Source organism: Citrobacter sp. C6_1, from assembly GCF_014596835.2.
Taxonomy (GTDB): domain Bacteria; phylum Pseudomonadota; class Gammaproteobacteria; order Enterobacterales; family Enterobacteriaceae; genus Citrobacter; species Citrobacter pasteurii.
Genome location: NZ_CP115031.1, coordinates 540,388 through 563,063, shown reverse-complemented (window position 1 = coordinate 563,063; position 22,676 = coordinate 540,388). Strand labels below are relative to the sequence as shown.

Genomic DNA, 22,676 nt, shown 5'->3' with positions numbered 1-22,676 from the left:
GATCGTTTTATGAGCATCATTTCCACAAAATACCTTCTGCTGGATGCGCAAAAAAAGGGCTACGCCGTACCCGCCTTCAACATCCACAACGCCGAGACGATCCAGGCAATCCTTGAGGTGTGCCATGAAATGCGATCGCCAGTGATCCTCGCCGGAACGCCTGGCACCTTTAAGCATATTGCACTGGAAGAGATCTATGCGCTGTGCAGCGCGTATTCCACCAGCTACGACATGCCGCTGGCGTTACATCTCGATCATCATGAGTCGCTGGACGATATCCGCCGCAAAGTGAATGCTGGCGTTCGTAGCGCAATGATCGACGGTAGCCACTTCCCGTTTGAAGAAAACGTAAAGCTGGTGAAATCTGTCGTCGATTTTTGCCATGCCAAAGATTGCAGCGTGGAAGCAGAGTTAGGTCGCCTCGGTGGTGTTGAAGATGACATGAGCGTGGATGCTGAAAGCGCCTTCCTCACCGACCCACTAGAAGCCAAACGGTTTGTTGAGCGTACCGGCGTAGATAGCCTTGCCGTTGCCATCGGCACTGCGCACGGCCTGTACACCAAAACGCCTAAAATCGATTTCCAGCGCCTGGGTGAAATTCGTGAAGTGGTGGATATTCCGCTGGTGCTGCATGGCGCAAGCGATGTCCCTGACGAATACGTTCGCCGCACGATCGAGCTTGGTGTGTGCAAAGTTAACGTCGCCACGGAGCTGAAAATTGCCTTTGCCGACGCGGTCAAAGCATGGTTTGCAGAAAATCCGCAGGGCAACGATCCTCGCTACTACATGCGGGTTGGTATGGATGCAATGAAAGAAGTGGTGCGCAGCAAAATCAATGTATGTGGCTCGGCAAATAAATTGATGGCTACCTGCGAATTATCGTGACCGTCGTTAGATTTCAATTTTTATTCACGAGTGCTATCTGCGTAATGTCAGGTAGTGCTCATTGTTCAAATAAAATAGAGGTATGATTTTTAAATCATGCTGAATAAATTTATGAATTCAATGCTGCAAAAATAATATATTTCAATCATCTATGTCATTCAATCTTTTTATGGTGAGGATTTAAGTATGAGCAGTCCAAATATTCTATTAACCCGCATTGATAACAGATTAGTCCATGGACAGGTTGGCGTGACATGGACATCAACAATTGGAGCTAACCTGTTAGTCGTTGTTGATGATGACGTTGCTCAGGATGAGATCCAGCAGAAATTAATGGGCATCACCGCTGAAACCTATGGCTTTGGCATCCGTTTCTTTTCTATAGAAAAAACCATCAACGTTATCGGTAAGGCCGCACCACACCAGAAAATATTCCTGATTTGCCGAACACCACAAACGGTCAGAAAACTGCTTGAAGGAGGCATTACGCTGAAGGATGTCAATGTAGGCAATATGCATTTTTCAGAAGGTAAAAAGCAGATCAGTAGCAAAGTTTACGTTAACGATCAGGATCTTGAAAATCTTCAATTTATTAAGAAACAAGGCGTTAATATTTTTATTCAGGATGTCCCTGGCGATCAAAAAGAACAGATCCCTGAGTAAGGGATAAATCAGATTTTTCATAATAAAAGGATTTATTTATTTGAGGTATCCGACATGCATGAAATAACACTACTTCAGGGCATATCCCTGGCTGCATTAGTCTTCTTCCTTGGAATAGATTTTTGGCTGGAAGCCTTGTTTTTATTTCGGCCAATCATTGTATGTACTCTAACCGGCGCTATTCTCGGCGATATTCATATTGGCCTGATAACGGGTGGTCTGACAGAACTGGCCTTTGCCGGTTTGACACCCGCAGGTGGTGTACAGCCGCCGAACCCCATCATGGCCGGTTTAATGACCACGGTGATCGCATGGTCTACCGGTGTGGATGCTAAAACAGCTATCGGTCTTGGCTTACCTTTCAGCCTCTTGATGCAGTACGTCATATTGTTCTTTTACTCAGCATTCTCTTTATTCATGGCGAAAGCAGATAGCTGTGCGAAAGAAGCAAACACAGGCGCATTTACACGTTTGAACTGGCTGACAACGCTGATAGTGGCTTCTTCTTACGCCATCATCGCCTTCCTGTGTACGTATCTGGCACAAGGCGCTATGCAGTCTCTGGTAAAAGCCATGCCTGCCTGGTTAACACATGGATTTGAAGTGGCCGGTGGCATTTTGCCCGCAGTCGGTTTTGGTTTGTTGCTCCGCGTGATGTTTAAAGCACAGTACATTCCATACCTGATTGCTGGCTTCCTTTTCGTTTGCTACATCCAGGTTAATAACCTTTTGCCCGTCGCCGTATTAGGCGCAGGCTTCGCCGTATATGAGTTTTTCAATGCGAAAGCCAAACAGCAGGCTCAACCTCAGCCTGTCGCCAATAAGAACAATGAAGAAGAGGACTACAGCAATGGGATCTGAAATCAGTAAAAAAGACATTACTCGCCTGGGGTTTCGATCGTCCCTTCTTCAGGCCAGCTTTAACTATGAAAGGATGCAGGCAGGTGGTTTTACCTGGGCGATGCTCCCGATCCTGAGAAAAATCTATAAAGATGATAAAGCCGGTCTGAGCGCGGCGATGAAAGATCATTTGGAATTTATCAATACCCACCCGAACCTGGTAGGCTTCCTGATGGGACTGCTAATCTCAATGGAGGAGAAGGGAGAAAATCGCGACACGATTAAAGGCTTGAAAGTAGCATTGTTTGGACCCATCGCCGGGATCGGCGATGCCATTTTCTGGTTCACCTTGCTGCCCATTATGGCGGGGATCTGCTCCTCTTTCGCCAGTCAGGGGAACATCCTGGGGCCAATTCTGTTTTTCGCCGTTTATTTGATGATCTTTTTCCTACGTGTCGGTTGGACGCACGTTGGTTACTCGGTCGGAGTTAAAGCTATCGATAAAGTACGGGAAAACTCGCAGATGATTGCCCGCTCAGCGACGATCCTCGGGATAACCGTTATCGGTGGGCTCATCGCCTCCTATGTGCATATCAATGTTGTAACTTCCTTCGCGATCGACAGTACCCACAGCGTGGCCTTACAGCAGGATTTTTTCGATAAAGTATTCCCGAATATTTTACCTATGGGCTACACGCTGCTGATGTACTACCTGTTGCGGGTGAAAAAAGCACATCCAGTACTGTTAATCGGCGTAACGTTTGTACTGTCAATTATCTCGTCAGCACTTGGCATTCTTTAAACGAAAAGAGGATGAAGCTGCCTGCAACATCCTCCTTCAAAAGGACTCGATAAATGCAATATACCCAGTACTGCGACAATTATGACGTATTGAGCGAACGCGCCAGCGAGCAGTTAATTACGCTGATACAGAAGAAACCTGATGCCACCATCTGTCTGGCAACCGGAGGCTCGCCGCTTCTCACCTATCGCTACTTTGTCGAGAAAATTAACCAGCGTCAGATCGATATTGAGCGGGTAGTTTTCGTGAAACTGGACGAGTGGGTTGGCATTCCCCTGAACTCTCCAGCAACGTGCGAATCTTTCCTGCAACAACACATCGTTCAACCATTGGGTTTACGAGCAGAACAGCTGGTCGGTTTTCAATCCGAAAACATTGATGAGCAAGAGTGCGAGCGCATCACAGATATTATTGCCAGCCGGGGCGGCCTCGATTTATGTCTGCTTGGAATCGGCAAAAATGGTCATTTGGGGTTGAATGAACCTGCCGAGTCACTGGAACCGTTTTGCCATATCAGCGTACTTGATGAGAAAACGCGCCATCATGACATGTTAAAAACGGCCGCTAATCCTGTAACTCGCGGCATTACGCTCGGGTTGAAGGACATTCTGAATGCAAAAGAGATCTTGTTGTTGATAGCAGGTGAAGGGAAGCATGATGCGGTAGAAAAATACCTGGCCGCCACCGTTACAACAGCTATTCCTGCTTCATTTTTATGGCTGCACAGCAATGTGGGTTGCCTGATTGACGGCTCACAATACTCTGATAAATAAAATTTACAGCACCCGCCACATCCCTCCTTTCGTCGCGCCAACGCGTTGCAGTTTACCTTTTAGCTGCAACGCTTTCAGATAGCGTTCAACTGTTCGGGGTGAGATTTCACACTCATCAGCGATACTTTTGGCAGATCTACCAGGCTGATGCGACAAGATTCGTAGAATGCGTTTTTCTATATCCAGTAAATCAGACGCCATTTCTTCCGACATTTCTTCCGACATTTCTTCCGACATTTCTTCCGACATTTCTTCCGACAGGGTTGCTGATTTTCCTAATCCCTCTTGCAAAGCAGAGATAATATTTTCCAGAATAAATTCTATAAATGGCGTGCAGTTGCTTTGCCGATCGCACACTCCTAGTACCTGATAATAGCGATCCTGCTGGTAGTGGATCAGCGTTTCCACCGGCAACCAGGCTAATTCTGAACGCCACTCACGCAGGATTAATGTCTGCCACAATCGCCCCATCCGTCCATTGCCGTCGGCAAAAGGATGAATAAATTCGAACTCATAATGGAATACAGCACCCGCGATAAGCGGGTGAAGTTCTGTCGTCTTTAACCAGTCCAGTAAGTCATTCATCAAACGAAGAACTTGTGAAGCCGGTGGGGCCATATGAATAAGCTGCTTTTCCCTGTAAACACCGACATTGCCGGCTCGCAATTGGCCCGGGTTATCGACAAGCCCCATCATCAGGATTTGATGTGCCTGTAAAAGATCGGAGAGTTTTTCACTTTTCCACTCCGACATTTTTTCATAGGCCAGAATCGCATTTCTGACTTCCTGTATATCTTTAGCCGGAGCCAAAATACGCTTACCGTCCATCAGGGCTGTAACCTGATCCGTCGTCAACGAATTATGCTCAATCGCTAAAGAAGCCTGGATAGTACGAATACGGTTCTCTTTACGCAACAGAGGAGATGTCCTGCCCGCCATCGCCGCCCAATGCCCCATCAGCTCACCAATCTCAATGACTTGATTGAGGATCAATGGCGTAACGGTAAAAGGCGGTTGGTAGGTGCTCACGTTTACTCTCCCTGCTGTTCCAGCGCGTGTTTGTACAACGCATTCTTCTTCACGCCATGGATTTCAGCGGCCAGCGCGGCGGCCTTTTTCAGCGGCAGTTCGGCCTGCAGCAGCGCCAGGGTTCGCAGCGCATCGGCAGGCAGATCGTCTTCTTGCGCTTTATGCCCTTCAACAATCAGCACCATTTCGCCTTTGCGACGGTTTTCATCTTCCTTGATCCACGCCAGCAGTTCGCCGACCGGTGCGCCGTGAATGGTTTCCCAGGTTTTGGTCAGCTCGCGCGCCAGCACCACGTAACGGGATTCGCCCCAGACGGCAACCATGTCTTCCAGGCTATCCAGCAAGCGGTGGGTAGATTCATAAAAAATAAGCGTACGCGGCTCTGCCTCAATGGCTTTCATCGCATCACGACGCCCTTTCGATTTGGCAGGCAGAAAACCTTCATAGCAAAAACGGTCTGAAGGCAGACCAGCAGCGCTCAGCGCGGCAATGGCGGCGCAAGGGCCCGGCAGAGGAACAACGCGGATCCCCGCTTCGCGACAGGTGCGCACCAGATGGTAGCCAGGATCGTTAATCAGCGGCGTTCCGGCATCGGAAACCAGCGCAATGTTTTGCCCTTCTTTGAGTTTCGCCACCAGCGTTTCCGCTTTTTGTTGCTCATTGTGATCGTGCAACGCAAACAAACGGGCGTTTATCGCGAAATGTTGTAACAACAATCCGGTATGACGGGTGTCTTCAGCGGCAATCAAATCAACGGCTTGTAAAACTTCGAGCGCTCGTTGGGTAATATCAGCCAAATTTCCTATAGGAGTAGGTACAATAAAGAGTTGGCCTTGAGAATTATCCGCCGATTCGTGTTGTTTCATTGTGTCGTCCGTATTGCCGATTTAATATTGAGCATTGAGTAAAAAAATATCACTGGATACAGTATGGTACCCTCAACATTTTCTCGTTTGAAAGCCGCGCGCGCGCTGCCAGTCATTCTGGCTGCACTGATTTTCGCAGGCTGTGGCACCCAGGCGCCAGACCAGAGTGCAGCCCATATGCAGGGCACTGCGCAGGCTGATTCCGGCTTTTATCTGCAACAAATGCAGCAAAGCTCAGATGATAGCAAGACCAACTGGCAATTACTCGCCATTCGTGCACTGCTGAAAGAAGGCAAGAGCCAGCAGGCTACCGAGCTGTTCAACCAGCTACCGCAGAAACTCAGCGATACTCAGCGTCGTGAGCAGTCTCTGCTGGCCGTCGAGATCAAGCTCGCGCAGAAAGATATCGCTGGCGCTCAGGCCCTGCTGGATAAACTCACTCCTGCCGATTTCGATCAAAACCAGCAGGCCAGATACTGGCAGGCGCAAATCGACGTCAACCAGGGTCGCCCATCACTGACGCTACTGCGCGCCCTGATCGCTCAGGAACCGCTGCTGGCCGCGAATGCTAAGCAGAAAAACATCGATGCCACCTGGCAGGCGCTGTCATCCATGACCCAGGAGCAAGCGCAGGCGCTGGTCATCAATGCAGATGAAAACGTGCTGCAAGGCTGGCTGGATCTCCAGCGCGTCTGGTTCGATAACCGTAACGATCCGGACATGATGAAAGCCGGTATTGCTGACTGGCAGAAACGTTATCCGCAAAATCCTGGCGCAAAAATGCTGCCAACGCAGTTGGTTAACGTGCAGAGCTTTAAGCCCGCCTCCACCAGCAAAATTGCGCTGCTACTGCCGCTGAACGGTCAGGCCGCTGTATTTGGCCGTACTATTCAGCAAGGCTTTGAAGCGGCGAAAAATATGGGTACTCAACCCGTAGCGGCCCCTGCTGTAGCTGCGCCTGCTGTGGATACAACAGCTGCAACGACCATGGAACAGCCGCAAACGACTGACGGCGTTGCCAGCCCTTCTCAGGCGTCAGTCAACGATCTGACCAACGAGACGCCAGCACAGCCGGAAGCTGCGCCTGCACAGCCAACGACCGCCAGCGCGCCGGCGAATCCGTCCGCAGAGCTGAAAATCTACGACACGTCATCACAACCGCTGAACCAGATCCTGACTCAGGTCCAGCAGGATGGCGCCAGCATCGTGGTTGGTCCGCTGTTGAAAAACAATGTTGAAGAGCTGATGAAAAGCAACACTCCATTAAACGTGCTGGCGCTTAATCAGCCGGAGTCGGTGAAAAACCTGCCGAACGTCTGCTACTTCGCTTTGTCGCCAGAAGATGAAGCACGCGATGCCGCGCGTCACATCCACGACCAGGGCAAACAAACGCCACTGCTGCTGATCCCGCGCAGTTCGTTAGGCGATCGCGTGGCCAATGCCTTTGCTCAGGAATGGCAAAAACTGGGCGGCGGCGTAGTGTTGCAGCAGAAGTTCGGCTCCACCGCCGAGCTGAAAATGGGCGTCAACGGCGGCTCGGGGATTTCCCTGACGGGCAGCCCGATGGCGTCCTCTGTACCTGCGCAACCTGGCGTGACGATTGGCGGCCTGACGATACCGGCTGCGCCAACCGATGCCCAAATCACTGGCGGCAGCGGTCGTGTTGATGCCGTGTATATTCTGGCAACGCCGGAAGAAATTGCGTTTATTAAACCGATGATCGCCATGCGTAACGGCAGCCAGAGCGGTGCGACGCTGTACGCCAGCTCCCGCAGCGCGCAGGGTACCGCTGGTCCTGATTTCCGTCTGGAGATGGAAGGCCTGCAGTACAGCGAAATACCGATGCTGGCAGGCGCTAACGCTCCTCTCATGCAGCAAGCGCTTGGCGCGGTTCGTAACGACTACTCGCTGGCGCGTATGTACGCGATGGGCGTCGATGCCTGGTCGCTTGCCAACCACTTCTCGCAGATGCGTCAGGTGCAGGGTTTCGAAATTAACGGCAACACCGGGGCCTTAACCGCAACGCCGGATTGTGTGATTAACAGGAAGTTATCATGGCTCAAATACCAGCAAGGACAAGTCGTCCCCGCCAGTTAACAAGTAAACAGACCGGTGACGCGTGGGAATCCACCGCGCGTGACTGGCTGCAGAGCAAGGGATTGCATTTTATCGCCGCCAACGTGCGTGAGCGTGGCGGCGAAATCGACCTGATAATGTGTGAAGGCAACACCACCGTATTTGTTGAAGTCCGCTTTCGACGCTCGACCCAGTTTGGCGGTGCAGCGGCAAGTGTGACCCGGAGCAAACAACACAAATTATTACAGACCGCCCGCTTGTGGCTTGCGCGCCACAATGGGAGTTTTGATACTGTGGATTGCCGGTTCGATGTGTTAGCCTTCACCGGAAATGATGTTGAGTGGTTTAAGGACGCGTTCAACGACCGCTCATAGTTGAAGATTCAGAGCCTGGTTCTTAAGGATTAGCGTGTTAGATAGAATTAAAGTCTGCTTTACTGAAAGCATTCAAACGCAGATAGCTGCGGCTGAAGCACTTCCGGATGCGATCTCCCGTGCAGCCATGACGCTGGTTCAGTCCTTGCTCAATGGCAACAAAATTCTCTGTTGTGGTAATGGGACGTCCGCTGCCAACGCACAGCATTTTGCTGCCAGCATGATCAATCGTTTTGAAACAGAACGCCCAAGTTTACCTGCGATTGCACTAAATACTGATAATGTGGTCTTAACTGCGATTGCCAACGATCGCCTGCACGATGAAGTTTATGCAAAACAAGTCCGTGCGCTGGGACATGCAGGTGATGTTCTACTGGCAATCTCTACGCGTGGTAATAGCCGTGATATCGTAAAAGCCGTTGAAGCCGCCGTGACACGCGACATGACAATCGTCGCGCTGACCGGGTATGACGGAGGAGAGCTGGCCGGATTACTGGGGCCGCAGGATGTTGAAATCCGTATCCCCTCGCACCATAGCGCCCGCGTTCAGGAAATGCATATGCTAACGGTCAACTGCCTTTGCGATCTCATCGACAACACGCTTTTCCCTCACCAGGATGATTAAGGAGTACACATGAAGGCATTTTCGCCGCTTGCTGTGATTATCGCTGCACTGCTGCTGCAAGGCTGTGTCGCTGCTGCCGTTGTCGGAACTGCTGCTGTCGGCACCAAAGCCGCGACGGACCCTCGCAGTGTCGGCACCCAGGTAGATGATGGAACCCTGGAGTTACGTGTCAATACGGCGTTGTCGAAAGATGCCCAGATCAAGAAAGAAACGCGAATCAACGTCAGCGCGTATCAGGGTAAAGTGCTGCTGGTCGGTCAGTCGCCAAATAGCGAACTGTCTGCGCGGGCAAAACAAATTGCGATGGGCGTAGAAGGTACGACTGAGGTCTTTAATGAGATCCGTCAGGGCCAGCCAATCGGCCTGGGCGAAGCATCCAACGATACCTGGATCACCACCAAAGTACGTTCCCAGTTGCTGACCAGCGATCAGGTGAAATCCTCTAACGTGAAAGTCACGACCGAGAATGGAGAAGTCTTCCTGCTGGGTCTGGTGACCGAGCGCGAAGCGAAAGCGGCGGCGGACATCGCCAGCCGGGTAAGCGGCGTGAAACGCGTCACGACGGCCTTTACGTTTATTAAATAATATTGATGCCGGATGGCGACGCATGAGCGTCTTATCCGGCCTACAGGACGTAATCGTTTGTAGGTCGGATAAGCGTCAGCGCCATCCGGCATTTTATTTCGCCCTTTCGCGCAGCTCGGAAGAGGTCAGTACCGTCACGCCCTCCGGTCCAGGCGCCAGCGCCTCTGCCAGCATAGCCCGCGCCACATCGCGCGCTTCAATCGACTTCCAGTTACCCGGCAGCAACCGAAATAATGGCGCTAAAAACATTTCATTCGCCCGCTGTTTATCCCGATCGCCCAGTAGCATAGAAGGCCGGGCAATCGTCAGCCGAGGCCAATTCTGCGCGATCAGCGCCTGCTCCATTTCACCTTTCACCCGGTTATAAAAAAACGGCGAATTGGCATTAGCGCCCATCGAACTCACCACCAGCATATGCTGTGCCCCCAGCCGACGCCCTGTCAGGGCCGTATCCACTACCAGCGTATAGTCAGCGTGGATAAATGCTTCTTTGCTGCCCGCTTCACGTCGGGTCGTTCCCAGACAACAAAAGACAATATCGACCGGATCGGTAACCTGTGCCAGAGCATCGGTTAGCTGCGGATCGTGGGGATTATAGATGCCAACCGTATCAGCCAGCGGTCGACGCGTCGGCGCCGTAATGGCATTGATCCGGGGTTCATTCAGTAGCATCCGCAATAAATGTCCACCCACCAGACCCGTTGCACCGGTTATTAACACCTGGCTCATCGTTTATTTTCCCCTGACGCTTCAATCACTCTTTTAACTATAGATCACGTAGCCAGTGCATCTTTTTACCGAAGCCCAGCGTATTGTCCGTGAATTTGACTTCATCCAGTCGAATCTCCCACACGGGCGCTGGCAACATTCTGGCGACAGGGAAACGGCGGTTGTAAGCGTTACGCGCGGCTTCACTCTCCTGCCCTTCAAGGCGGCGAATCTCCCCCTTAAACTGCACGCCACGAATCAGGGCGACCGTTTTGGGCTGACCATTTACCGTGCCGGCAATCGGCGCGCGCGGCCCCGACATCTGCGCATGGCGCGTTTTATCTTCGGTCAGCACATAGAATGCCATCTTCTGCGCATCAAACAGGTAAAACGCATTGGCGCACCACAATTCACCTTCATGATGAACGCACCAGGTCACGACGTGCTGCTTTGCCAGCCAGCGGGTCACCGCAGTCAGTGTTTCCATGTCTGTTCTCTTTTATACTGTAGGCCTGAAAATTATCACGTCGATGGTGACAATGACACCCTGGTATCTGTACCTGATCCGTACCGCGGACAACGCCTTATACACCGGTATAACCACCGATGTGCAGCGCCGCTATAAGCAGCATCAAAGTGGGAAAGGTGCGAAGGCGCTACGCGGAAAGGGGGAACTCACGTTGGCATTTACGGCGCAGATCGGCGATCGTTCGCTGGCTCTGCGCATAGAGTATCGCGTCAAACAGCTCACCAAGCGGCAGAAAGAGCGCCTTGTAGAAGGCGAAGGGTTTGAGGCGCTACTGAGCAGCCTGCAAACCCCGGAGCTTAAAAACGATTGAAGTGATCGTGGTATTCCACAAGACCCGTCACGCCTTCCAGCGCGTCATCCGCCAGGCGATGGACCTGGAACGCGCTTTCGGTGCCTGGCCAGCGGCAATGCAGATCGTGATGCGCAGCCAGCTCAAAGCCAAAACGGCTGTACAGAGCCGGATCGCCCAGCGTCACCACCGCGGCGTAGCCAAACTCGTTCAGGGAATCGAGCCCTTCATAGACCAGTTGACGCGCCAGACCCTGCCCACGGTAGTTTTCATCTACCGCCAGCGGCGCCATGCCGACCCATTGCAGATCTTCGCCCTGGACATCGACAGGACTGAACGCGACATAACCCACGACCTGACCTTCGTCATCGGTAGCAACCAGACCCAGCGTCAAGAACCCGTCTTCACGCAGGTCGTGTACTAGTTTAGCTTCCGCATCGCTTTCAAACGAACGGCGCAGCAGTGCATCAATACCAGGGGCATCAATGGGAATTTCAACTCGAATCAGCATGGCTCACCTACCGAAGTCTGTTTGGTTTCTGGCGTAGTTTTCATTCCCGCCTCAACAAAATCCGCCAACTGCATCAGCATGATGCGCAGCGCCTTAGGCATCTGCTCCAGTTCGATGGCGTCCATTAGATTTTTTACATACAGCCCTAATTCTGTATCACCTTCAATCACCAGGCGACGTTGGAAGAAAAGCGTATCCGGATCCTGCTTACGCGCCGCGATCATCAGAAGATCGCTGGCATCGGCGCTAAAACTGACATCCGCATCTGCATTCTGGCTGACGATCAGTTTATCGTTTTCAACAGAGGTATACCATTTAAGGCCAATGTCACGTACATGAATGCTCAGCCAGCGACCGTCGAGAAACTCCAGCTCCCCATCGGCCAGCGCCTGACTAAACTGCCAGCTCAGGACCTGTTCCAGAACCTGGCGCTTCAGCGCAAAGGGCGTCAGTTTAACCGGTACACTCATCAGAGAAGGACCAAAATGTACTAAGCGTGAACGCAGTTTATCCAACACGAGCTTTACTCCCTGTTTCAATAGTCCTGCTATTTTGCCATATCAAATAAACGACATAGCGGCATAAATCAACAATTCGCTACGAAATTGTTACCTCTTTATTGGTGTCATCAATACGACTTTAACTGCCTCAAATCAAAAATTGTCTCAGCAAGGTTAACTAAAATCCCTCTTCGTTAACATTTCTGCGCCCTACATGGCGCAACGTTCAGGATAAATTATGGAGCTGCTCTGCCCTGCCGGAAACCTCCCGGCGCTTAAGGCGGCCATCGAGAACGGCGCTGATGCTGTCTACATCGGGCTGAAAGATGATACCAACGCCCGTCATTTCGCCGGCCTTAATTTTACCGAGAAAAAATTGCAGGAAGCGGTGAATTTTGTCCATCAGCACCGCCGTAAGCTGCACATCGCAATTAACACCTTTGCGCATCCGGATGGTTACGCGCGCTGGCAACGTGCCGTAGATATGGCGGCGCAACTGGGTGCGGATGCGCTGATCCTCGCCGACCTCGCCATGCTTGAGTATGCCGCAGAGCGCTACCCGCATATTGAGCGCCATGTCTCTGTTCAGGCATCTGCAACCAATGAAGAGGCGATTAATTTCTACCATCGCAACTTTGACGTTGCCCGCGTGGTGTTGCCGCGCGTGCTGTCTATTCATCAGGTGAAGCAGCTTGCTCGCGTCACGCCAGTTCCCCTGGAAGTGTTCGCCTTTGGCAGCCTGTGCATTATGGCGGAAGGCCGTTGCTATCTTTCGTCCTATCTGACGGGCGAGTCTCCTAACACGGTGGGGGCCTGCTCCCCTGCTCGCTTTGTGCGCTGGCAACAGACCCCGCAGGGACTGGAGTCACGGTTAAACGAAGTCCTGATCGATCGCTATCAGGACGGAGAAAACGCCGGTTATCCGACGCTGTGTAAAGGCCGCTATCTGGTTGATGGCGAGCGCTACCATGCACTGGAAGAACCCACCAGCCTGAATACGCTGGAGCTGCTACCAGAACTGCTGGCGGCCAATATTGCTTCGGTAAAAATCGAAGGGCGCCAGCGTAGCCCGGCCTATGTCAGCCAGGTAGCGAAAGTGTGGCGCCAGGCAATCGACCGCTGTATGGCCGACCCGCAAAACTACACCCCGCAGGACGCGTGGATGGAAACGCTCGGTTCAATGTCCGAAGGCACGCAAACCACGCTTGGCGCGTATCACCGTAAATGGCAGTGAGAGAAGCAATGAAATATTCCTTAGGGCCGGTGCTGTGGTACTGGCCGAAAGAAACGCTGGAAGATTTTTATCAGCAGGCCGCCGTAAGCCAGGCCGACGTTATCTATCTTGGCGAGGCGGTATGCAGTAAACGCCGCGCCACCAAAGTGGGTGACTGGCTGGATATGGCGAAATCACTCGCTGGCAGCGGTAAACAGGTGGTGCTGTCGACGCTGGCGCTGGTGCAAGCCTCCTCTGAGCTGGGAGAACTGAAGCGCTATGTTGAAAACGGCGACTTCCTGCTGGAAGCCAGCGATCTCGGCGTGGTAAACATGTGCGCCGAGCGTAAGCTGCCGTTTGTCGCCGGGCATGCGCTCAACTGCTACAACGCGGTAACCCTGCGTTTGCTGCTCAAGCATGGCATGACGCGCTGGTGTATGCCGGTAGAGCTGTCCCGCGACTGGCTGGTAAACCTGCTCAATCAGTGTGATGAGTTGGGTATTCGCAATCAGTTTGAAGTCGAGGTGCTGAGCTACGGGCATCTGCCACTGGCATACTCCGCCCGCTGCTTTACCGCACGCTCTGAAGATCGACCAAAAGACGAATGTGAAACCTGCTGTATCAAATACCCGAACGGGCGCGATGTGCTGTCGCAGGAGAATCAGCAGGTCTTTGTGCTCAACGGGATCCAGACCATGAGCGGCTATGTTTACAACCTCGGCAACGAGCTGACATCCATGCAGGGGCTGGTTGATATTGTGCGCCTTTCCCCGCTGGGGACAGAGACATTCGCCATGCTTGACGCCTTCCGTGCCAACGAGAATGGCAGTGCTCCATTACCGCTTGCCGCCCACAGTGACTGCAACGGCTACTGGAAGCGACTGGCTGGTCTGGAGCTGCAGGCCTAGCCGGATGGCGGCAAATTGCCTTATCCGGCCTACAAATAGCGATCCCGTAGGCCCGATAAGCGCAGCGCCATCGGGCATTGTTTTTGCCGTCAGTCTCATAAAGCTCACTTTGTTAACAACGGTAATCAAATTTTAATGCAGTATTAAAAGATTAACCGGTAACAAAGTGAGCCGTTATGACTGACAAAACTATTCCGTTCTCGGTGCTGGATCTGGCGCCGATCCCTGAAGGTTCTTCGGCAAAAGAGGCCTTCACGCACTCGCTTGATCTCGCCCGACTGGCCGAAAAGCGCGGCTACCACCGCTACTGGCTGGCAGAACATCACAACATGGTCGGTATCGCCAGCGCCGCAACTTCAGTGCTGATTGGCTATCTGGCTGCCAATACCACCACGCTGCATCTCGGTTCCGGTGGCGTTATGCTGCCCAACCATTCGCCGCTGGTAATCGCCGAGCAGTTCGGTACCCTGAATACGCTGTATCCGGGACGCATCGATCTTGGGCTTGGCCGCGCGCCGGGGAGCGATCAGCCAACGATGCGTGCGCTGCGCCGCCACATGAGCGGTGATATCGATAACTTCCCGCGCGACGTCGCTGAACTGGTGGACTGGTTCGACGCACGCGATCCTAACCCTCATGTGCGCCCGGTTCCCGGCTACGGCGAACAGATCCCGGTCTGGTTATTAGGCTCCAGCCTGTACAGCGCACAGCTGGCAGCCCAGCTTGGCCTGCCGTTTGCCTTCGCCTCACACTTTGCTCCGGATATGCTGCATCAGGCGCTGCACCTGTATCGCACCCAGTTCAAACCCTCAGCGCGGCTGGCAAAACCGTACGCGATGGTGTGCATCAACATCATTGCCGCCGACAGCAATCGCGATGCCGAATTTCTTTTCACCTCGATGCAGCAGGCGTTTGTGAAACTGCGTCGTGGCGAAACCGGCCAGCTACCACCGCCGGTAGAGAATATGCATCAGCTGTGGTCCGCTTCTGAGCAATACGGCGTACAACAGGCGCTGAGCATGTCGCTCGTCGGCGATAAGACGAAAGTCCGTCACGGCCTCGACGCTATTTTGCGCGAAACCCAGGCTGATGAAATTATGGTTAACGGCCAGATTTTCGATCATCAGGCACGACTACATTCGTTTGATTTGGCGATGGATGTGAAGCAGGAATTATTAGGGTAGTGCGATTTATGCCGGATGGCGGCTACGCCTTATCCGGCCTACACGGTACTGTAGGCCTGGTAAGCGCAGCGCCACCGGGCAACGGTTTTACTGATAAACCGGTAACAGATTAAAGCTCGACAGAATATGGATAATCGCGTTGCCGATACCAAATACCAGGATCAGCGCAATCATCGGCTTGCCACCCCAGACGCGGAATTTCGGGCTACCGAAACGCTCGCGGGATTTACGCGCCAGCAGCGCCGGAACAATGGCGGCCCAGATGGTTGCCGCGAGTCCTGCATAACCAATGGCGTACAGGAAACCGTTCGGCCACAGCAAGCCACCCACAATTGGCGGGACAAACGTCAGCAATGCCGTTTTAAAACGCCCCATCGCCGAGTCATCAAAGCCAAACAGATCCGCCAGGTAGTCAAACAGACCGAGCGTGACGCCAAGGAATGAACTCGCCACCGCAAAGTTGGAGAACACCACTAACAGTAGATCCAGGCTGCGGCTGTTCAGTACGCCGCTCAGCGCCTGTACCAACACATCAATGTTGCCGCCCTGCTGCGCAATACCGATAAACTCCGGACGTGGAATGTTGCCCATCGTTCCCAGCAACCATACGGTATACAGCACCAGCGCCAGCAGCGTGCCATACACCAGACACTTAACAATGGTCTTCGGATCTTTGCCGTAGTACTTCATCAGGCTTGGGACATTACCGTGATAGCCGAATGAGGCCAGGCAAAACGGCAGCGTCATCAGCAGATACGGCGTATACGAAGCGTTGCTCTGCGCCACGTTAAACAGCGTCGTGGGCGTAACATGTCCCAGCAGACTGCCGAAGGTCAGGAAAAAGGTAATCACCTTCGCGCCCAGCACAATCGCCGTCATGCGGCTAACCGCTTTGGTGCTTAACCACACCACAAATGCCACCAGCAACGCAAAGCCAAGACCCGCCGCGCGCGCCGGAACATTCAGCGACATCTCGGAGAAGGTGTGATGCAGGATCGACCCGCTCGCTGAAATATACGCGTAGGTCAGAATATAGAGAACGAAGGCGATCGAGATACCGTTCACCACGTTCCAACCTTTGCCCAGCAGATCTTTCGTGATGGTGTCAAAGCTGGAACCAATGCGGTAATTGAGGTTAGCTTCGAGGATCATCAGCCCGGAATGCAGCATACAGAACCAGGTGAAGATCAGCGCCGCCATTGACCAGAAGAACCACGCCCCGGACATGACCACTGGCAGAGAAAACATCCCCGCGCCAATAATGGTGCCGCCGATAATCACCACACCGCCGAGCAGCGAAGGTGACGTTTGGGTGGTGGTTAGTGTTGCCATTTAGCCATCTCTCCAGTCATTTATATTGTGACTACATCTCAATGTGCTGCACTGTACCAGTACACGAGTACGAATGAAATAAAAAAAGCCCCGATTGTTGAGATCGGGGCTGTATATATTACTTTACGCAGTGAAACTTATGCGTCACCGCCGAAACGACGGCGACCAGCGGAGTCATCACGGCGCGGAGCAGAAGAATCGTCACGACGCGGACCACGGTTGCCTTCACGACGTTCGCCGCTGAAACGACGACCATCGCCACGACCGCCTTCACGACGCTCACCGCTGAAATTACGACCTTCGCCACGACCGCCTTCACGACGCTCGCCGCTGAAACGGCCACCGCCACGACGCTCACCACCGGTGTGCGGAACTGCATCGCCAACCAGCTGCATGTTCATCGGCTTGTTGAGGATGCGAGTACGGGTAAAGTGCTGCAGCACGTCGCCCGGCATACCTTTCGGCAGCTCGATGGTGGAGTGGGAAGCAAACAGCTTGATGTTACCGATGTAACGGCTGCTGATATCGCCTTCGTTAGCAATCGCGCCAACGATATGACGAACTTCAACACCGTCATCACGGCCCACTTCAATGCGGTACAGCTGCATATCGCCAACGTCACGACGTTCACGACGCGGACGGTCTTCACCACCACGGTCATTACGCGGGCCACGATCGTTGCGGTCACGCGGACCACGATCGTCACGGTCGCGGAATTCGCGTTTCGGACGCATCGGCGCATCTGGCGGCAGAATCAGCGGACGTTCGCCCTGAGCCATTTTCAGCAGTGCGGCTGCCAGAGTTTCGATATCCAGCTCTTCTTCCGGCTGCATTTTCGCCAGCAGAGCACGATACTGATCCAGATCGCTGCTTTCCAGCTGCTGCTGTACTTTCGCGGCGAATTTTTCCAGACGGCGTTTGCCCAGCAGGTCTGCGTTCGGCAGTTCTACTTCCGGAATCGTCAGTTTCATGGTGCGTTCGATGTTACGCAGCAGACGACGCTCGCGGTTCTCAACGAACAGCAGCGCGCGGCCAGCGCGACCCGCACGACCAGTACGGCCGATACGGTGAACGTAAGACTCGGAATCCATCGGGATGTCGTAGTTAACAACCAGGCTGATACGCTCAACGTCCAGGCCACGGGCCGCAACGTCGGTTGCAATCAGAATGTCCAGACGGCCATCTTTCAGACGCTCCAGAGTCTGCTCACGCAGGGACTGGTTCATGTCGCCGTTTAGTGCAGCGCTGCTATAACCGCTACGCTCCAGCGCTTCTGCCACTTCCAGGGTCGCATTTTTGGTACGAACGAAGATAATCGCCGCATCAAAATCTTCTGCTTCCAGGAAACGCACCAGCGCTTCATTTTTACGCATGCCCCAGACAGTCCAGTAGCTCTGGCTGATGTCAGGACGCGTGGTAACGCTGGACTGAATGCGTACTTCCTGCGGCTCTTTCATAAAGCGGCGGGTAATACGACGAATCGCTTCCGGCATAGTCGCGGAGAACAGAGCGGTCTGATGACCTTCCGGGATCTGCGCCATGATGGTTTCAACGTCTTCGATGAAGCCCATACGCAGCATTTCGTCTGCTTCGTCCAGTACCAGACCGCTCAGTTTAGAGAGATCCAGAGTCCCGCGCTTCAGGTGATCCAGCAGACGGCCCGGCGTACCGACGACGATCTGTGGTCCCTGACGCAGGGCACGTAATTGCACGTCATAACGCTGGCCGCCGTACAGGGCAACCACGTTCACGCCGCGCATGTGTTTAGAGAAATCCGTCATGGCTTCTGCAACCTGAACCGCCAGTTCGCGGGTCGGTGCCAGCACCAGAATCTGAGGTGCCTTCAGCTCAGGATCAAGATTGTTGAGCAGCGGTAAAGAGAACGCTGCAGTTTTGCCGCTACCTGTCTGGGCCATACCCAGAACATCGCGACCGCCCAGCAGATGCGGAATGCACTCTGCCTGGATTGGAGATGGTTTTTCGTAACCCAGATCGTTAAGGGCTTCAAGGATAGGAGCCTTCAGGCCCAGATCTGCAAAAGTGGTTTCGAATTCAGCCATGTAGTACGTGTGCCTCAAAATTAATGGCGGCCAGTCTACATAACTCATCATGAAATTGATCTGCAATTTTCATTGAAAAGTGTGAACCGGCTCAAAGTAGGTGTATTAACGAACAACAACGCCCTCACCCGTGAAGGTGATGGCAATCAAAAAAGATTACGGGCTGATGTGTACGTCAGCTATTGCTGGTCCGATTCTGCCAGGTCATCTTGGTCCTGGCCCAGGAGCGATAATTCCAACAATGCGTATCGGTGCTCAACAAAGTTATGAACGTTGTTAGCCACCGCCAGTTTGAACAATGCCGTAGCGTTGTCCAAATCCCCCAGACTTAGGTAGTACTTACCTAAATAGAAGTTGGTTTCACTGAGATGCTCAGCGAGCGAGGTGTTATCCGTTGCGTCCGCCTTCAGGCGTTCCATCAGCGTTGCTTCGCTAATGTTGCCCAGGTAGAACTCGACAATGTTCCATCCCCATTGCTCTTTATCCGATTTCTCAAAGCGTTGCTTTAACGCTTCTTTAGCCTGCTTCTCATCGAGCTTCTGCTCGGCGAGATAAAGCCACAGACTACGGAAAGGATCATTGGGATCGTCTTGATAAAACGCTAGCAGATCATCTTGCGCTAACTTGTCGCGACCGCCGTAATACAATGCGATACCGCGATTTAAGTGCGCGTAGTTGTAAGTTGGATCAAGCTCAAGTACAGAATCAAACGCTTCATAGGCAGCATCAAAATTGCCTGCCTGCGTTAAATATATACCTAAGTAATTGAATACTTCAGGCATATCTGGTCGGATTGCCAGCGCTTGTGAAAAATCATTTCGCGCCAGTGCCCTCAGACCGAGACTATCATACAACACTCCGCGCTCATATAAAAGCTGTGCGCGTTCGTCATCGGTTAAAGCCCGACTGGCAAGAATTTGTTCCATACGTGCCAGAATCACTTCCTGCTGCAAAGTCGGTTGCAATGGTACTGCGAGGACTTCACTTTTACGCCAGGTGGAATTACTGCATCCAGCCAGCGTGAGTGCTGTCGCAACGAAACACCAGCGCAAAAAAGGCTTCATTTCCCACTCCCGAAGACAACGATTGAATGAACGTCCAGGTTCCCCGGTTGCTAACAAGGCGTCCTGCCGGGTTAAACGCCCTCCGCTTTCACGGAGGGCAATGGCAACCTTACTCGCCCTGTTGGCTTACCGGAGCTTCCGGTTCGCCTGCAGGTTGAGACTGCTCAGTTGCTTCTTTAATGCTCAGACGTACACGGCCCTGGCGATCAACTTCCAGAACTTTGACCGGTACTTCCTGACCCATCTGCAGGTAATCGGTCACTTTCTCAACGCGCTTATCAGCGATCTGAGAGATGTGCACCAGACCTTCTTTACCGCCACCGATGGCAACGAATGCGCCAAAGTCAACGATACGGGTCACTTTACCATTGTAGATACGGCCTACTTCGATCTCTGCGGTGATCTCTTCGATACGACGGATAGCATATTTCGCTTTTTCGCCGTCGGTCGCAGCAATCTTCACGGTACCATCATCTTCGATTTCAATGGTGGTGCCGGTTTCTTCGGTCAGAGCACGGATAACAGAACCGCCTTTACCGATAACGTCTTTGATCTTGTCCGGGCTGATCTTGATGGTGTGGATACGCGGAGCAAATTCAGAGATATCGCCACGCGGTGCGTTGATCGCTTGTTCCATCACACCCAGGATGTGCAGACGCGCACCTTTAGCCTGGTTCAGAGCAACCTGCATGATCTCTTTGGTGATACCTTCAATTTTGATATCCATCTGCAGTGCAGAGATACCGTCGCGGGAACCCGCCACTTTGAAGTCCATATCGCCCAGGTGGTCTTCGTCGCCCAGGATGTCAGACAGCACAACATAGTTGTCGCCTTCTTTCACCAGACCCATCGCGATACCCGCAACGGCGGCTTTGATCGGCACGCCTGCGTCCATCAGCGCCAGGGAAGCGCCACATACGGAAGCCATGGAAGAAGAACCGTTAGATTCGGTGATTTCAGAAACCACGCGCACGGTGTACGGGAATTTATCCAGTTCCGGCATCACTGCCAGTACGCCACGTTTCGCCAGACGACCGTGACCAATCTCACGACGCTTCGGAGAACCGACCATACCGGTTTCACCTACGCAGTACGGAGGGAAGTTGTAGTGGAACAGGAAGTTGTCAGTACGTTCGCCCATCAGTTCGTCGAGGTTCTGCGCATCACGGGTGGTGCCCAGGGTCGCGGTAACCAGCGCCTGAGTTTCGCCACGGGTGAACAGTGCGGAACCGTGGGTACGCGGCAGAACGCCAGTACGCACGTCCAGACCACGGATCATGTCTTTTTCACGGCCATCGATGCGCGGCTCGCCTGCCAGTACGCGGCTGCGAACAACGTTTTTCTCGATAGCGTGCAGGATTTCACCCAGTTCGTTAGCGTCCAGGGTTTCGTCTTCAGCCACCAGAGTCGCGATGGTTTCAGATTTGATCACGTCAACCTGAGCGTAACGCTCTTGTTTGTCGGTGATGCGGTAAGCATCGCTCAGGCGAGCTTCTGCCAGTGCGGCAACGCGCGCGTTCAGCGCTTCGTTGACGGCTTCTGGCTGCCAGTCCCAACGCGGTTTGCCAGCTTCTTTCGCCAGCTCGTTGATCGCCTGAATAACAACCTGCTGCTGTTCGTGACCGAATACTACAGCGCCCAGCATCTGGTCTTCGCTCAGCAGTTCAGCTTCAGATTCAACCATCAGTACGGCTGCTTCTGTACCGGCAACCACCAGGTCCAGTTTGCTTTCTTTCAGTTCGTCCTGAGTCGGGTTCAGTACGTACTGGTCATTGATGTAACCAACACGTGCAGCACCGATCGGGCCGTTGAATGGGATGCCAGACAGCGTCAGCGCAGCAGATGCACCAATCATGGCCACGATGTCCGGGTTAACCTGCGGGTTAACGGAAACAACGGTGGCGATAACCTGAACTTCGTTAACGAAGCCTTCCGGGAACAGCGGACGAACCGGGCGGTCAATCAGACGCGCAATCAGGGTTTCGCCTTCGCTCGGACGGCCTTCACGACGGAAGAAGCTACCCGGGATACGGCCAGCAGCGTAGGTACGCTCCTGATAGTTAACGGTCAGCGGGAAGAAATCCTGGCCTGGTTTCGCTTTTTTCTGGCCAACAACGGTAACGAATACCGCAGTGTCATCCATGCTAACCATAACAGCGGCAGTCGCCTGACGCGCCATCATGCCGGTTTCCAGCGTAACGGTATGCTGACCGTACTGGAATTTACGAACGATCGGATTAAGCAAAATAATATCCTTTCTCTATTTTTTGACGGCACATTTTTGCGCCATCGTTAATACCCGATCTTCTGCGCATCCTCGCGACTAATGACAACCCTAACCCATAAGCATGAGTAAAGCCTCTCATTAGCCGCGCGAACCTCTGCAACGGAAGATCATTCATAGCAACAATACATTAGTTTCCAGCGAATTGCTGCCATCTGCTGGAAAAAAGGGGCCATGAAGGCCCCCTCTTTCTGAAACTCGAAAGAATTAGCGACGCAGACCCAGACGCTCGATCAGCGCGGTGTAACGTGCAACATCTTTACGTTTCAGGTAGTCGAGCAGTTTACGACGCTGAGAAACCATGCGCAGCAGACCACGACGGCTGTGGTGATCTTTTTTGTGCTCTGCAAAGTGGCCCTGCAGGTGGTTAATCTGTGCAGTCAACAGAGCAACCTGAACATCGGTAGAACCGGTGTCGTTTGCATCACGACCAAACTCAGAAACGATTTTTGCGGTAGCTTCAGTACTTAGAGACATTGTAAAACTCCAAAGTGTTAAGAATGAAAGGATGCCGATCTCTAATTCAGCTATCCCAGTGTATACACTTTATCCTTCAAACTGACTCTGCGTTGGCTG

25 protein-coding genes are annotated in these 22,676 nt (G+C 52.9%); 13 read left to right on the top strand and 12 right to left on the bottom strand.

The features are described from left to right. Positions 1–9 precede the first annotated feature (9 nt). The 5 genes from kbaY (at position 10) to IB196_RS02805 (ending at position 3,963) form a co-directional block, all read left to right on the top strand. A complete protein-coding gene (kbaY, locus tag IB196_RS02825) occupies positions 10–885 on the top strand; it encodes a tagatose-bisphosphate aldolase subunit KbaY (RefSeq protein ID WP_005131756.1) in 876 nt (291 codons plus the stop codon). 186 nt (positions 886–1,071) lie between these two features. Continuing rightward, entirely contained in the window at positions 1,072–1,548 is a 477-nt protein-coding gene (agaB, locus tag IB196_RS02820) for a PTS galactosamine transporter subunit IIB (protein ID WP_005131757.1), read from the top strand. Positions 1,549–1,602: 54 nt separating this feature from the next. After that, the gene (gene agaC, locus IB196_RS02815) at positions 1,603–2,409 is read left to right on the top strand and encodes a PTS galactosamine transporter subunit IIC (protein WP_005131760.1); all 807 of its coding nucleotides are present in this window, start codon (positions 1,603–1,605) and stop codon (positions 2,407–2,409) included. Continuing rightward, positions 2,399–3,190: a PTS galactosamine transporter subunit IID gene (agaD, locus tag IB196_RS02810; protein ID WP_005131762.1), complete on the top strand. Its 792-nt coding sequence runs from the start codon at positions 2,399–2,401 to the stop codon at positions 3,188–3,190. The genes agaC and agaD overlap by 11 nt, the downstream gene beginning before the upstream one ends. A 53-nt stretch (positions 3,191–3,243) precedes the next feature. Continuing rightward, positions 3,244–3,963, top strand: a complete 720-nt coding sequence (locus IB196_RS02805) for a galactosamine-6-phosphate isomerase (RefSeq protein ID WP_188231865.1) — start codon at positions 3,244–3,246, stop codon at positions 3,961–3,963. A 3-nt stretch (positions 3,964–3,966) separates the two neighbouring features. Here the strand turns inward: IB196_RS02805 and IB196_RS02800 are convergent, their stop codons facing one another. Then, a complete protein-coding gene (locus IB196_RS02800; protein WP_188231864.1) occupies positions 3,967–4,992 on the bottom strand; it encodes a Fic family protein in 1,026 nt (341 codons plus the stop codon). A gap of 2 nt (positions 4,993–4,994) precedes the next feature. Next, positions 4,995–5,858: a 16S rRNA (cytidine(1402)-2'-O)-methyltransferase gene (gene rsmI, locus IB196_RS02795; protein WP_188231863.1), complete on the bottom strand. Its 864-nt coding sequence runs from the start codon at positions 5,856–5,858 to the stop codon at positions 4,995–4,997. A gap of 63 nt (positions 5,859–5,921) precedes the next feature. On the opposite strand from rsmI, the gene IB196_RS02790 reads away from it, so the two are divergent. From IB196_RS02790 to dolP, 4 genes are read left to right on the top strand one after another with little or no spacing between them, the layout of a single operon-like run. Continuing rightward, positions 5,922–7,955: a penicillin-binding protein activator gene (locus tag IB196_RS02790; protein WP_005131771.1), complete on the top strand. Its 2,034-nt coding sequence runs from the start codon at positions 5,922–5,924 to the stop codon at positions 7,953–7,955. Then, a complete protein-coding gene (locus tag IB196_RS02785; protein ID WP_040234114.1) occupies positions 7,913–8,308 on the top strand; it encodes a YraN family protein in 396 nt (131 codons plus the stop codon). The genes IB196_RS02790 and IB196_RS02785 overlap by 43 nt, the downstream gene beginning before the upstream one ends. A gap of 34 nt (positions 8,309–8,342) precedes the next feature. Then, on the top strand, positions 8,343–8,933 hold the full coding sequence (diaA, locus tag IB196_RS02780; RefSeq protein ID WP_003024948.1) for a DnaA initiator-associating protein DiaA: 591 nt from the start codon (positions 8,343–8,345) through the stop codon (positions 8,931–8,933). A 9-nt stretch (positions 8,934–8,942) separates the two neighbouring features. After that, positions 8,943–9,518: a division/outer membrane stress-associated lipid-binding lipoprotein gene (gene dolP, locus IB196_RS02775; RefSeq protein ID WP_005131783.1), complete on the top strand. Its 576-nt coding sequence runs from the start codon at positions 8,943–8,945 to the stop codon at positions 9,516–9,518. A gap of 93 nt (positions 9,519–9,611) precedes the next feature. On the opposite strand, the gene IB196_RS02770 is transcribed toward dolP, so the two are convergent. Together IB196_RS02770 and IB196_RS02765 are read right to left on the bottom strand one after the other, a co-directional pair. Further along, the gene (locus IB196_RS02770; RefSeq protein ID WP_040234117.1) at positions 9,612–10,247 is read right to left on the bottom strand and encodes an NAD(P)H-binding protein; all 636 of its coding nucleotides are present in this window, start codon (positions 10,245–10,247) and stop codon (positions 9,612–9,614) included. A 37-nt stretch (positions 10,248–10,284) separates the two neighbouring features. Next, positions 10,285–10,713: a YhbP family protein gene (locus IB196_RS02765; protein ID WP_005131790.1), complete on the bottom strand. Its 429-nt coding sequence runs from the start codon at positions 10,711–10,713 to the stop codon at positions 10,285–10,287. Between the two features lie 52 nt (positions 10,714–10,765). On the opposite strand from IB196_RS02765, the gene IB196_RS02760 reads away from it, so the two are divergent. Then, positions 10,766–11,065 carry a GIY-YIG nuclease family protein gene (locus IB196_RS02760; RefSeq protein ID WP_005131792.1) on the top strand — a complete coding sequence of 100 codons (300 nt, stop codon included), beginning with the start codon at positions 10,766–10,768 and terminating at the stop codon, positions 11,063–11,065. Here IB196_RS02760 and IB196_RS02755 read toward each other — a convergent pair. Continuing rightward, positions 11,052–11,555, bottom strand: coding sequence for an N-acetyltransferase (locus IB196_RS02755; protein WP_003844854.1), 504 nt, complete (start codon positions 11,553–11,555; stop codon positions 11,052–11,054). The two genes, IB196_RS02760 and IB196_RS02755, sit on opposite strands and share 14 nt — an antisense overlap. Further along, complete coding sequence (locus IB196_RS02750) at positions 11,549–12,073, bottom strand: SCP2 domain-containing protein (protein WP_005131796.1); 525 nt, start codon at positions 12,071–12,073, stop codon at positions 11,549–11,551. The genes IB196_RS02755 and IB196_RS02750 overlap by 7 nt, the downstream gene beginning before the upstream one ends. 220 nt (positions 12,074–12,293) lie before the next feature. Here IB196_RS02750 and IB196_RS02745 point away from each other — a divergent pair, with 220 nt between their 5' ends. The 3 genes from IB196_RS02745 (at position 12,294) to IB196_RS02735 (ending at position 15,360) form a co-directional block, all read left to right on the top strand. After that, complete coding sequence (locus IB196_RS02745; protein ID WP_005131798.1) at positions 12,294–13,289, top strand: peptidase U32 family protein; 996 nt, start codon at positions 12,294–12,296, stop codon at positions 13,287–13,289. After that, the gene (locus IB196_RS02740; protein ID WP_182289779.1) at positions 13,280–14,176 is read left to right on the top strand and encodes a U32 family peptidase; all 897 of its coding nucleotides are present in this window, start codon (positions 13,280–13,282) and stop codon (positions 14,174–14,176) included. The genes IB196_RS02745 and IB196_RS02740 overlap by 10 nt, the downstream gene beginning before the upstream one ends. Positions 14,177–14,352: 176 nt before the next feature. After that, positions 14,353–15,360, top strand: coding sequence for an LLM class flavin-dependent oxidoreductase (locus IB196_RS02735; RefSeq protein ID WP_005131802.1), 1,008 nt, complete (start codon positions 14,353–14,355; stop codon positions 15,358–15,360). Between the two features lie 87 nt (positions 15,361–15,447). Here IB196_RS02735 and mtr read toward each other — a convergent pair whose 3' ends face one another. From mtr to rpsO, 6 genes are all read right to left on the bottom strand, one after another. After that, entirely contained in the window at positions 15,448–16,692 is a 1,245-nt protein-coding gene (gene mtr / locus IB196_RS02730) for a tryptophan permease (protein ID WP_005131807.1), read from the bottom strand. Between the two features lie 137 nt (positions 16,693–16,829). Next, entirely contained in the window at positions 16,830–18,752 is a 1,923-nt protein-coding gene (gene deaD / locus IB196_RS02725) for an ATP-dependent RNA helicase DeaD (RefSeq protein WP_005131809.1), read from the bottom strand. Then, positions 18,745–18,825: a protein YrbN gene (gene yrbN / locus IB196_RS02720; RefSeq protein WP_010723222.1), complete on the bottom strand. Its 81-nt coding sequence runs from the start codon at positions 18,823–18,825 to the stop codon at positions 18,745–18,747. Before yrbN ends, deaD begins: the two co-directional genes overlap by 8 nt. 106 nt (positions 18,826–18,931) lie before the next feature. After that, a complete protein-coding gene (nlpI, locus tag IB196_RS02715) occupies positions 18,932–19,816 on the bottom strand; it encodes a lipoprotein NlpI (protein WP_040234121.1) in 885 nt (294 codons plus the stop codon). A 109-nt stretch (positions 19,817–19,925) separates the two neighbouring features. Further along, entirely contained in the window at positions 19,926–22,061 is a 2,136-nt protein-coding gene (gene pnp / locus IB196_RS02710) for a polyribonucleotide nucleotidyltransferase (protein ID WP_005131812.1), read from the bottom strand. A 246-nt stretch (positions 22,062–22,307) separates the two neighbouring features. Next, positions 22,308–22,577 carry a 30S ribosomal protein S15 gene (rpsO, locus tag IB196_RS02705; RefSeq protein WP_000059465.1) on the bottom strand — a complete coding sequence of 90 codons (270 nt, stop codon included), beginning with the start codon at positions 22,575–22,577 and terminating at the stop codon, positions 22,308–22,310. Positions 22,578–22,676: the final 99 nt, after the last annotated feature.